Raw genomic sequence first — 11,767 nt, 5'->3', positions numbered from 1 at the left:
AATGCTGACTACGCTGATAGAGCGACACCTCGAATAGCACACCGTCTGGGGTATTGGCTTGGCGGTTGCGCTGGGGGATGGGCCACAGGAGAGTTCCATGAGCATCTTTGATCACGTTCAAGACCGTTTTGCCCGCGTTCAGCAAGAGGACATGAGCCTGGAGGAGTATCTGGCGCTGTGCCGCCGTGATCCCAAGGTGTATGCCAGCGCCGCCGAGCGCATGCTGGAAGCCATAGGCGAGCCTGAGGTGATCGACACGGCGAAAGACCCGCGTCTGTCACGTATCTTTTCCAACAAGGTGATTCGCCGTTACCCTGCGTTTGCCGAATTTCATGGCATGGAAGAGGCCATTGAGCAGATCGTGGCCTACTTCCGCCACGCGGCCCAGGGCCTGGAAGAGCGCAAGCAGATTCTCTACCTGCTGGGGCCGGTGGGCGGCGGTAAATCGTCGCTGGCCGAGCGTTTGAAGCTGCTCATGGAGCGTATCCCGTTTTACGCTATCAAGGGCTCGCCGGTGTACGAATCCCCGCTGGGGCTGTTTTCACCGGAAGAGGACGGCAAGCTGCTGGAGCAGGAGTACGGTATTGCCAGCCGCTATTTGCGCAGCGTCATGTCACCCTGGGCCGCCAAGCGCTTGAAGGAGTACGGTGGGGATATCTCCCAATTCCGCGTGGTGCGGCTCTATCCCTCGCGCTTGAACCAGATCGCCATCTCCAAGACCGAGCCCGGTGACGAGAACAACCAGGATATCTCCTCGCTGGTGGGCAAGGTGGATATCCGCCAGTTGGAGCTCTACTCTCAGGACGACCCGGATGCCTACAGCTTCTCGGGCGGGCTGTGCCGCGCCAACCAGGGCCTGATGGAGTTTGTGGAGATGTTCAAGGCACCCATCAAGGTGCTGCATCCGTTGCTGACCGCCACCCAGGAGGGGAACTACAACCCCACCGAAGGCATGGGCGCGATCCCCTTCGATGGCGTCATTCTGGCCCACTCCAACGAATCCGAATGGCAGGCCTTCCGCAACAACCGCAATAACGAGGCGTTCCTCGACCGTGTATACATCGTCAAGGTGCCTTACTGCCTGCGCGTCTCCGAAGAGATCAAGATCTACCAGAAACTGCTCGAAGACTCGTCCCTGAACGCCGCGCCTTGCGCCCCGGATACGCTGCGCATGCTGGCCCAGTTCTCCGTGCTGTCCCGGCTGAAAGTGCCCGAAAACTCCAGTATCTACTCCAAGATGCGGGTCTATGACGGCGACAACCTCAAGGATACCGACCCCCGCGCCAAGTCCATTCAGGAGTACCGCGACGCAGCAGGCGTCGATGAAGGCATGCAGGGGCTGTCGACCCGCTTTGCCTTCAAGATCCTTTCGCGGGTGTTCAACTTCGACAGCCAGGAAGTGGCAGCCAACCCGGTGCACCTGCTGTACGTATTGGAGCAGGCGCTGGAGCGCGAGCAGCTGCCTTCCGAGGTGTTCGAGCGCTACCTGGGCTTTATCAAAGAGTTTCTTGCCCCGCGCTATGTGGACTTTATCGGCAAGGAGATTCAAACCGCTTATCTCGAGTCCTACAGCGAGTACGGTCAGAACATCTTCGATCGCTATGTCACCTACGCCGATTTCTGGATCCAGGATCAGGAGTACCGTGATCCCGAGACAGGCGAGCTGCTTAATCGCCAATCGCTGAACGAAGAGCTCGAGAAGATCGAGAAGCCAGCAGGCATTTCCAACCCGAAAGACTTCCGCCATGAAGTGGTGAACTTCGTACTGCGGGCGCGGGCGCAAAACAACGGTATGAACCCTAGCTGGCAGTCGTATGAGAAGCTGAAAGGCGTCATCGAACACAAGATGTTTGCCAACACCGAAGAGCTGTTGCCGGTGATCTCGTTCAACGCCAAAGCGTCGAAGTCGGATCAGAAAAAGCACGAGGATTTCGTGGCGCGCATGGTGGACCGTGGCTATACCGAGAAACAGGTGCGGCTGCTTTCAGAGTGGTATTTGCGCGTGCGTAAGTCTCAGTAGCGGGCTCGCTGTCGGCCCGCACACAAGAGCGCCAAGAGTCGGCGCTTAAGATCGAGGTGTTGAGGAGGTCGAATGACCTACTTTATTGATCGCAGACCTAACGCTAAGCATAAAAGCGCGGTCAATCGGCAGCGCTTTTTGGAGCGTTACCGCAAGCACATCAAGCGCTCGGTGGAGGAGGCGGTCAACCGCCGCTCCATCACCGACATGGAGCGCGGCGAGAAAATATCGATTCCCACCAAGGACATTTCCGAACCCGTGTTTCAGCACGGGCCGGGCGGGGCACGCAACATCGTCGCGCCGGGTAATAAGGAGTTTTTGGAAGGTGACAAAATCCGTCGACCTAGCGGCCAAGGGGGTGGTGGCGGTGCCGAGGAAGGCGGCGCTTCTAACCAAGGAGAGGGGAACGACGAGTTTGCGTTTACCCTTAGCCGCGAGGAGTTTCTGGAGTTCGTCTTCGATGGCTTGGAGCTTCCCCATTTACAACGCAAGCCGCTCAAGTCGTTGGAAGAGATCAAAATGGTGCGGGCAGGGCTTGCGCGAGATGGCGTGCCGTCACGCATTAGCATTACCCGCTCGATGCGCGAAGCCTACGCACGACGTATTGCCATGCGTGCACCCATCAAGCGTGCTTTGAAGGAAGCCCAAGAAGCGCTAGCGGCCGAGGAGCGTAAAGATCCGGTACTGCGTAATCCTGCTCGCGTCGTGGAGCTCAAGGCCGAGATCGAACGGCTGGAAAAACGTATCGACGCCATTCCCTTCATCGATACCTACGATTTGCGCTATCACCAGCTCGCCGCCCAGCCGCAACCATCGAGCCAAGCGGTGATGTTTTGTGTTATGGACGTGTCGGGCTCCATGACGCAGAACCATAAAGACATCGCTAAACGGTTTTTCTTACTGCTCTATCTTTTTTTAGAAAAGCATTACGAGAAAGTCGAGCTAGTGTTCGTGCGCCACCATACGGCTGCTAGAGAGGTGAATGAAGAGGAGTTCTTTTACTCGCGAGAAACCGGCGGCACCATCGTCTCCAGCGCGCTGAATTTGGTCAACAAGATCATCGAAAAACGCTACCCCGCCGGGCAATGGAATCTCTACGTGGCCCAGGCCTCCGACGGTGACAACTGGGACGACGATTCCAATATCTGTCGTGATCTGTTGGTGAAGCAGTTGATGCCCCAGCTGCAGTACTACGCCTACGTGGAGATCACCCCGCACGATCATCAATCGCTGTGGCACGAGTACGAAGCCGTAGCGGCGCAGTTTCCCGAGCGTTTCGCCATGCGCCAGATCGTCGATGCGGGAGATATCTACCCCGTTTTTCGTGAGCTATTCAAGCGCCGCATGAGCCAAGAGCGGTAGTGCGAGTCGAGGAGTGCGCCATGAGTGTAAACCGCAAGCCCATCGCCACTGGGTCGGACTGGAATTTCAGCGTGCTGGAGCGTTTTGATGAGGAGCTCGCCAGGCTCGCCGATGAGTATCGGCTGGATACCTACCCCAATCAGATCGAAGTCATCACCACCGAGCAAATGATGGATGCCTACGCCAGCGTTGGCATGCCAGTGGGCTACCATCACTGGTCGTTTGGTAAGCAATTTCTCTCTGTGGAGCAGGCCTACAAACGCGGGCAAATGGGGCTTGCCTATGAGCTGGTCATCAACTCCAACCCCTGCATTGCGTACCTGATGGAGGAAAACACCCTGATGATGCAGGTGTTAGTGATTGCCCACGCTTGCTATGGCCATAACTCCTTCTTCAAGGGCAACTACCTATTCCGCACGTGGACCGATGCGGAATCCATCGTCGATTACCTCGTGTTCGCCCGCAAATACATCGCCCAGTGTGAAGAGCGCCACGGCGTGCACGCCGTCGAGCAACTTTTGGATGCCTGTCATGCGCTACAAAACTACGGGGTAGACCGCTACAAGCGGCCATCACCCATCTCGGCCGAGGAAGAGGCCAAACGCCAAGACGAGCGCGAAGCGTACCTGCAAACCCAGGTCAACATGTTGTGGCGAACGATCCCCGAGCCGCCAGCTGGCGTCGCGCCGCCCCCGGGAAGCCTGCACAGCGACGATGACCCCTTAGGGCTGCATACGGGGGGGCGCTATCCCTCCGAGCCCCAGGAGAACCTGCTCTACTTCATCGAAAAGAATGCCCCGCTGCTGGCCCCTTGGCAGCGTGAAATCGTGCGTATCGTGCGTAAGTTGGCTCAATACTTCTATCCTCAACGGCAAACCCAGGTCATGAACGAGGGGTGGGCGTGCTTCTGGCACTATACGCTAATGAATCGGCTTTACGATGAGGGCAAAGTAGATGAGGGACTAATGCTGGAGTTCTTACAGTCGCACGCGGCGGTCATCAATCAGCCGGGGTTCGATAGCCCTTATTATAGTGGCCTTAATCCCTATGCACTGGGCTTTGCCATCTTCATGGATATTAAGCGTATTTGCGAAGCGCCGACGGCTGAAGACCGTGAATGGTTTCCTGATATTGCAGCTAGCCCCTGGCGGGAAACCCTTGAGTTCGCGATGCGCAACTTTAAGGATGAATCCTTCATACAGCAGTTCTTGTCACCTAAGGTGATTCGCGACTTAAAGCTGTTTTTAATTGTCGATGACGACCAGGTAGAGATGCTTGAGGTTGCTGCTATTCACGATGACCGTGGCTACAAACGCATACGTGAAGCGCTTTCAAGCCAATATGCTCTGTCGGTGCGTGAGCCGAATATTCAGGTGGTAGAAGCTGCCATTCGCGGTGATCGCTCATTAACGCTGCATCACATTCAGGATAGTCGTCGGCCACTGGGGAGAAGTGTCTATCCGGTGATTCGCCATTTACAGCAGCTATGGGGCTTCCCTGTACACTTGGTATCCATGGAAGATGGGAAAGTCACCCGCCGTTATCACTGGCCGGTAGAGGAAGAGAGCAAAGGGGCTGGCTAAAAACAGTGACCCCGCGCAGGGCGCGGGGTCATGGATATCGCAGTAGCCTAAGGTTTGCTTACACCTTGGGGGTTGCTTACGCTTTGGCCGTCCACGATTGGCACCAGCCTTCCGGTGCAACGCTGTTTTCTGGGAAGAGCTGGCAACCTTCGGTGTCTACATTGAAGAACATGCAGTTAGAGCAGAGTTCGCCCTCTTCATAAGCGGGATGGTCACTCGCATCGCTGGCCACTTCGACGTAGTTAAGCGCCTGAGCGGTAGGAGAGGACGGATCCAAGCGCGGGAGTTCCTGGGCAAAAGCACTCTTCGACAGAATGCCAGCACCAAACGGTAGGGCAGCGAGGCCCAGCACACTGTTACGCATGAACTTACGACGGCTCTGATTAGCCATGGTGTCTCCTTATCGTCACGGTCTGACGTTTTGCTACGGTTGTCGGGTGGTGATCCACCTCTTAATACTCCGACAAATCTTATAAATCGGAGGTATACGGTACATGCTAGCGCATGCTCAAAATTAGTGCGAATAACCTTATAAATAGCGCGACAATTAGCCACGCTGTCAGGCAGCGCTTGGCCGTACCTAGCAGGCTGCTATACTCGCCCCGTAGCGTGATATCCACAAGACATGATTAGTGAGGGCGCCATGCAAAACGCAGTGATCTTGATTAATACCGAAAAAGGCCAAGTAAAGGCAGTGGCTGAACGCCTAGCCGATGTGGAAGGGATCAGCGAAGTGTACTCCACCTGCGGCCGTTACGACCTAGTCGCCATTGCTCGCACCCGCGATTTTGAGAGCCTAGCGGAGCTGGTGACCGAGCGCCTAAATGCCGTAGAAGGGATTAGTGATACCGAAACGCTGAATGCCATGCAGGTTCACTCTCGTCACGACTTGGAAACCATGTTTTCACTCGGCTGGTAACGTTAGCTACCTACTAAAAAAACATACTGGTCTATCTAAAAAGCTTGTAGGGGAGTGACTCCGTTGGGGAAATCGCTTGTGCACTGGCGTCGTCAGGGGCGACGCCTGGGCATCGCTGTGCTGTTTGTAATAGTGGGAACCGGGTTATGGGAATTCCAGGGGCGCCAACATCAAGATGCCTATACCTGGCAAGGCGTGCCCACTTGGGAGGAGTTTCGCCCCACCACGTTTCATCGCGTTTTACGCAACGATGGCTTTTTAGTGGGATGGTCGGATGTTCGTGTCGGTGCGCTATGGGTGAGCTATCAAGTGAAGGCCGTACCGGACAATACCCGGATCGGCGGGCGGCCCAACTTTCAGGCTGACTGGCGCACGCTATGGCCGGTGGATACTGATAGCTACTCAGGGAGCGGCTACGACCGCGGGCATCTGGCGCCTAACTACGCTATTGCTGCCGTGCATGGGCGTAGTGCGCAAATCGACACCTTCTTAATGAGTAATATGGCTCCGCAGCGGCCCAACTTAAATCGCCAACTGTGGCAGCGTTTAGAAGAGTCGGTGATGGACCACTTCGCGCCGCGTTTTGAGCGCTTACAGGTGATCACCGGGCCGATCTACCCTGAGCGCTTTATGGATAACGTGTTTAACCGCGTCGGCTTTGTGGAAGTGCCTCAGGCGTTCTACAAAATTATCGTTGCGCCTCACGACGAAGCGCCTTTAGCGCTGGCATTTATTATGCCCCAAGACGTCAGAGGCAATGAGCCGCTGGATGACTACCTCGTCACCATTGATGATATCGAAGCGCAAACGGGACTGAACTTCTTTCCTGACTTACCCCCTACCATGGAAGCCGTGCTAGAAGGCGAGCTGCGGACACAAGGATGGGCGCTGGAAGAAATTGCTCGCCGCCCTGGGCGCTATCAATAAGCACGGAGATGCATTAACCAGCAATCACGGCGGGCGAAGCCGCATTAATGTTTCGCCCGCTTGACATGTTTGGCAAGTAAGTTAAGGCGGTAGGGTGCAATCGCAGTCATGAAGATAAGACGCAAAAAAGCGCCATACAAAGATGGTTCTCTATTAAGAATAACTCTGAGTGAGGCATTTATTGAATATCTGTTAGGAAGATAAAGAGTGATGCGGATGGAACCATAAAATGGTGCCCAGGAGAGGACTTGAACCTCCACGTCCATACGGACACTAGCACCTGAAGCTAGCGCGTCTACCAATTCCGCCACCTGGGCGCATCATTCTTTTTACAACTAAAATTTTACAACTAAAACAGTTGTAGCGTCTGTATTCGTATGGTGCCCAGGAGAGGACTTGAACCTCCACGTCCATACGGACACTAGCACCTGAAGCTAGCGCGTCTACCAATTCCGCCACCTGGGCGAATACAAACTAACTGCTTTCACATCTACTTCTTGCTTGCCGCTGCACCTTACGACTTCATGAAAAGGGGATAACATGAAGTGGTTTGGTGCCCAGAAGAGGACTTGAACCTCCACGACCATACGGTCACTAGCACCTGAAGCTAGCGCGTCTACCAATTCCGCCATCTGGGCAAGTGGCGCGTATGATACCGAGGCCGTGGTTAAATGCAAGCCCCAAGGCGCTTTTTTTAATACTGAAATCGCATTAATGCGGTGTTAGGTGGTTGGGTGATTGAGCGGGCAGCGCTATACTGCGCCTATGACCAAACAAAACATGACATGCTTCAGCTTATTAGCAGCTGACAACGGCGCTAACGCCGTCGAAGACAACTCCCACCCGCAGTGCACCACGCCTGCGCTAACTGTCCGCCTCCCGCAAACGCCACCAAGGATGTTGATCGCATGAAGTACTGGACGTTGAGTGATGATCCGCACGCCGAGCGCGAGGCGCAAAAGTACGATAATCCTGCGCCCAGCCGCGAATATCTACTGGCTGCCTTAGAAAGCTACGGTAAACCGATTACTCATGAAAACTTGAGTAGAATGCTGGGCATTGAAGATGAAGACCACCTAGAAGCCGTGCGTCGGCGCCTGGCCGCTATGGAGCGCGACGGGCAAGTGCTGCGTGATCGACGAGGTGCTTACGCGCTGATCGATAAGCTCGACCTGATTAAAGGTAAGGTGCTTGGGCATCGCGATGGTTTTGGCTTCGTACTCAGAGATGATGGCAAAAAGCCAGATCTCGTCCTGCCGCCTCGTCAAATGCGGCGTGTATTTCACGGGGACCACGTGCTGGTACGCATTAGTGGTCGTGACCGTCGCGGTCGTGACGAAGCGACCATTGTCGATGTGATTGCCCGCAATACTCAAACCATTGTCGGTGTGTACCGTAGTAACACGCCGGAATTTGGCGTGCTGATTCCTGAAAACCCGCGTATTACGCAAGAGGTGATCATCCCACATACCGCCTGTGGGGGTGCCAAAGACGGCCAGGTCATTTCGGCCAAGATCGTGCAGCAGCCCGCCACGCGGGTGCAGCCGGTGGGTGAAGTCATCGAAGTGCTGGGGGAGCGTATGGATCCTGGCATGGAGATCGACATTGCCATTCGCAGCTATGACATCCCCGCCGAGTTTCCGCCAGAGGTGCTGGATCAAACCAGCGAAATCTCTGCCGAGGTCTTGGAGGAGGATAAAAAGCATCGCGTCGATCTGCGTGACATTCCGCTTGTCACCATTGATGACGAATCTGCCAAAGACTTCGACGATGCTGTCTGCGCTTGGAAGACCAAATCCGGTAGTTGGAAGCTGCTGGTAGCGATTGCCGATGTGTCGCACTATGTTCGACCCGGCACTGCGCTGGATGATGAAGCGCGTACGCGTGGAAACTCGGTTTACTTCCCCGGTCAAGTCGTCCCGATGTTGCCGGAGCTGCTCTCCAATGGCCTCTGTTCGCTGAATCCGCATGTCGACCGCCTGGTGATGGTGTGCGAGATGAACATCTCCAAAACCGGCGCCATTAGCCGCTACTCGTTCTATGAAGCCGTGATGAACTCCCATGCTCGCCTGACCTATAACAAGGTGGCGGCGATGTTGGATGGCGAGAGCGAAGAGGGTGAGGCGCTGCGTCGTGAGCATGCGGAATTAGTCAAGCCGCTCAAAAACCTGCACGAGCTTTATGGCCTGCTGCGCTCTGCTCGGGAAGAGCGCGGAGCGATCGATTTTGATACCACTGAAACGGCGATCATCTTTAACGATGAGCGCAAGATCGAAAAAATCGTGCCGCGAACGCGTAACGACGCTCACAAGCTCATCGAGGAGTGCATGCTGGCCGCCAACGTAGCCACGGCGCGCTTCTTGGATAAGCATGACCTGCCTGCGCTTTACCGTATTCATGAGCGGCCCACGCCCGAGCGCTTAGACAAGCTGCGCTTGTTCTTGAGTGAGCTGGGGCTTTCCTTGGGTGGGGGCGACGAACCCACGCCGCAAGATTATCAAGTGCTACGCGAAGCCATCGCTGACCGACCGGACGCCGATATCATTCAGACGGTCATGCTGCGCTCGATGAATCAGGCGGTCTATTCACCGCAAAATGAAGGGCACTTCGGTTTGGCGTACCAGGCGTATGCGCACTTTACGTCACCGATTCGCCGCTATCCCGATCTCTTGGTTCACCGCGCAATACGTTCGGTCATTCGCGGGCCGCGCCAGACCAATACGGTCGTGCGGGTAGAAGGGGCACCGATAGAGCCGCCGAGCAAGTGGTGCCCCTATACCTTCGAGCAGATGCTGGAACTGGGCGAGCACTGCTCGATGACCGAGCGACGCGCGGATGAAGCGACCCGCGATGTCGAGAGCTGGCTCAAGTGCGAGTTCATGTCCGATAAGCTTGGGGAGACGTTCGAAGGCACGATTGCTTCGGTAACGCAGTTCGGTCTGTTTGTTCGTCTGGACGACTTCTATGTAGAAGGTCTAGTGCATGTCACCTCGCTGCCGTCGGACTACTATCATTACGAAGCCGAGAAGCATCGCCTAAAAGGGGAGCGCACGGGGACTACGTACCGCTTGGGCGACGGTTTGACCGTGCAGGTAGCGCGTGTCGATATGGATGATCGGAAAATCGACTTTGGCCTCGCCGACGATAAGCCACGCCCGCGCCGCCAACCGCGCAAGCGCCGTGGTGAGAGCGGCGGCCCGAAAGCCGCTGCTGCAACCGATAAACAGCCGACTCGTCGTGGCCCGCGCCGTACCCGGAACGGCCCGCGTAAACCATCAGTGAAAAAGGGTTGAGCATGAAGTCGTCGTCATCTCGACGTAACCCGCGTAATGCCGCCATTCGCACGCCGGATGGCTTGGATCAAGTGTATGGTGTTCATGCGTTAGAGAGTCTGCTCGAACGTGGTGAAGCTCCGCGCGAGCTTTGGGTTCAGCAGGGGGCGGGCAACCGCCTAAAAGACGTGGTAGCAAATGCCCAGGCAAGCGGTGCGCGTATTAAAGAGCAGCCTCGCGAGGTGCTTGATCAGCTCACCCAGGGTGCGGCGCACCAAGGCGTGGTGGCGTTTTGCGCGCCACTAAAGCCGGAAGGCGAAGAATCGTTATGGCTGAAGTTGCGCGCCTGGCAAGCGCCTACACCGCCGCTACTGCTGGTGCTGGATGGTGTCACCGATGTGCATAACTTCGGTGCCTGCCTGCGTAGTGCCGATGCTGCAGGGGCTCATGGCGTGATTGTCGCAAAAGACAAAGCCGCACCTTTGAATGCCACGGTCAGAAAGGTGGCCTGTGGGGCGGCGGAAGTCGTTCCGGTCTATCAGGTCACTAACCTTTCCCGTACCTTGGCCAAGCTCAAAGATGCGGGCGTTTGGATTACCGGCACCGCCGGTGAAGCAGAAGCCAGCGTGTTTGAGATTGATATGACTGGCCCCACCGCGTTGGTGATGGGGGCAGAAGGGAAGGGCATGCGCCGTTTGACCCGCGAAGCCTGCGATAATCTTGCCAAGCTGCCTATGGCAGGGCAGGTGTCGAGTCTTAATGTCTCGGTGGCTACCGGTATTTGTTTGTTTGAAGCCGTTCGTCAGCGGCAGCTTGCAAGTTAGCGGCCAGCCCACTAGAATGCTTGCGCCCGTTTATTCATAAGCGGGCGTTCGTATTGGTAAGTGACTTATACGATCAACAGTTCTGCTTGATGTCCTGTCTCGGCTGTTCGCGGCCTAGAAAGGGCATTTCAGTTAACTCCTTGCTTCCCTGTCGCGGTTAAGGCATTTGCCCTAACGCACACCGGAAGCTGCCAAACCGCAAGGAGATTCCATGCGTCATTACGAAATCGTGTTTATGGTCCACCCGGATCAGAGCGAGCAAGTGCCGGCTATGGTCGAGCGCTACACCAGCATCGTTACCGAAAACGCTGGTACTGTGCATCGCCTGGAAGATTGGGGCCGTCGTCACCTGGCTTACCCGATCAACAAGATCCACAAAGCCCACTACGTGCTGATGAACGTTGAGTGCACCGGCGAGACTCTCGAAGAAATCGAGAACATCTTCCGTTTCAACGACGCCATCATCCGCAGCCTGGTTGTTCGCTGCAAAGAAGCGATCACCGAAGCTTCCCCGATGATGAAGCCGGCAGAAGAGAAGCGTCCGCGTCGCGAAGAAAAACCGCGCGCTGAAGCTGAAGAGACTGCCTGATTTTATCCACCGCACGTTTTAAGGAGCTAGTCCATGGCACGTTTTTTCCGTCGCCGTAAGTTTTGCCGCTTCACCGCTGAAGGCGTCAAGCAGATCGACTATAAAGATCTCGACACGCTGAAGGCTTACATCACCGAAACCGGCAAGATCGTTCCGAGCCGCATCACCGGCACCAAAGCACGCTATCAGCGTCAGCTGGCGACCGCTATCAAGCGTTCACGCTACCTGGCACTGCTGCCCTACTCCGATAGCCACCAGTAAGCGTTTGACG

General features: G+C 55.9%; 10 protein-coding genes and 3 tRNA genes. 9 read left to right on the top strand and 4 right to left on the bottom strand.

Features of this window, described 5'->3' with window-relative positions:
* Positions 1-97: 97 nt before the first annotated feature.
* The 3 genes from AC13CY_RS02240 to AC13CY_RS02230 all read left to right on the top strand — a co-directional run bounded on the left by AC13CY_RS02240 (position 98) and on the right by AC13CY_RS02230 (position 4,965).
* A complete protein-coding gene (locus AC13CY_RS02240; RefSeq protein WP_483052246.1) occupies positions 98-2,020 on the top strand; it encodes a PrkA family serine protein kinase in 1,923 nt (640 codons plus the stop codon).
* 72 nt (positions 2,021-2,092) lie between these two features.
* Positions 2,093-3,382 carry a YeaH/YhbH family protein gene (locus AC13CY_RS02235; RefSeq protein WP_289136777.1) on the top strand — a complete coding sequence of 430 codons (1,290 nt, stop codon included), beginning with the start codon at positions 2,093-2,095 and terminating at the stop codon, positions 3,380-3,382.
* Positions 3,383-3,402: 20 nt separating this feature from the next.
* A complete protein-coding gene (locus AC13CY_RS02230; protein WP_483052245.1) occupies positions 3,403-4,965 on the top strand; it encodes a SpoVR family protein in 1,563 nt (520 codons plus the stop codon).
* A gap of 76 nt (positions 4,966-5,041) precedes the next feature.
* On the opposite strand, the gene AC13CY_RS02225 is transcribed toward AC13CY_RS02230, so the two are convergent.
* Positions 5,042-5,356, bottom strand: a complete 315-nt coding sequence (locus AC13CY_RS02225; RefSeq protein WP_483052244.1) for a high-potential iron-sulfur protein — start codon at positions 5,354-5,356, stop codon at positions 5,042-5,044.
* Positions 5,357-5,608: 252 nt separating this feature from the next.
* Here AC13CY_RS02225 and AC13CY_RS02220 point away from each other — a divergent pair, with 252 nt between their 5' ends.
* A complete protein-coding gene (locus AC13CY_RS02220; RefSeq protein WP_044628486.1) occupies positions 5,609-5,884 on the top strand; it encodes an Lrp/AsnC family transcriptional regulator in 276 nt (91 codons plus the stop codon).
* Positions 5,885-5,962: 78 nt separating this feature from the next.
* Positions 5,963-6,811, top strand: coding sequence for a DNA/RNA non-specific endonuclease (locus tag AC13CY_RS02215; protein WP_230834805.1), 849 nt, complete (start codon positions 5,963-5,965; stop codon positions 6,809-6,811).
* Between the two features lie 230 nt (positions 6,812-7,041).
* On the opposite strand, the gene AC13CY_RS02210 is transcribed toward AC13CY_RS02215, so the two are convergent.
* The 3 genes from AC13CY_RS02210 to AC13CY_RS02200 form a co-directional block, all read right to left on the bottom strand.
* Positions 7,042-7,128 (bottom strand) — tRNA-Leu (locus AC13CY_RS02210).
* A gap of 61 nt (positions 7,129-7,189) precedes the next feature.
* Positions 7,190-7,276, bottom strand: a tRNA-Leu gene (locus AC13CY_RS02205).
* 86 nt (positions 7,277-7,362) lie between these two features.
* Positions 7,363-7,449 (bottom strand) — tRNA-Leu (locus AC13CY_RS02200).
* A 270-nt stretch (positions 7,450-7,719) separates the two neighbouring features.
* Here AC13CY_RS02200 and rnr point away from each other — a divergent pair.
* The 4 genes from rnr to rpsR all read left to right on the top strand — a co-directional run bounded on the left by rnr (position 7,720) and on the right by rpsR (position 11,757).
* Positions 7,720-10,104: a ribonuclease R gene (gene rnr, locus AC13CY_RS02195; RefSeq protein ID WP_483052243.1), complete on the top strand. Its 2,385-nt coding sequence runs from the start codon at positions 7,720-7,722 to the stop codon at positions 10,102-10,104.
* 2 nt (positions 10,105-10,106) lie between these two features.
* Positions 10,107-10,907, top strand: coding sequence for a 23S rRNA (guanosine(2251)-2'-O)-methyltransferase RlmB (gene rlmB / locus AC13CY_RS02190; RefSeq protein ID WP_230834806.1), 801 nt, complete (start codon positions 10,107-10,109; stop codon positions 10,905-10,907).
* Positions 10,908-11,118: 211 nt separating this feature from the next.
* Positions 11,119-11,496, top strand: a complete 378-nt coding sequence (gene rpsF, locus AC13CY_RS02185) for a 30S ribosomal protein S6 (protein ID WP_044628490.1) — start codon at positions 11,119-11,121, stop codon at positions 11,494-11,496.
* 33 nt (positions 11,497-11,529) lie between these two features.
* Positions 11,530-11,757, top strand: coding sequence for a 30S ribosomal protein S18 (rpsR, locus tag AC13CY_RS02180; RefSeq protein ID WP_009097135.1), 228 nt, complete (start codon positions 11,530-11,532; stop codon positions 11,755-11,757).
* Positions 11,758-11,767 lie beyond the last annotated feature (10 nt).

The organism is Vreelandella sp. L-15 (assembly GCF_056857635.1).
This window is presented reverse-complemented; position numbering and strand designations above follow the sequence as displayed.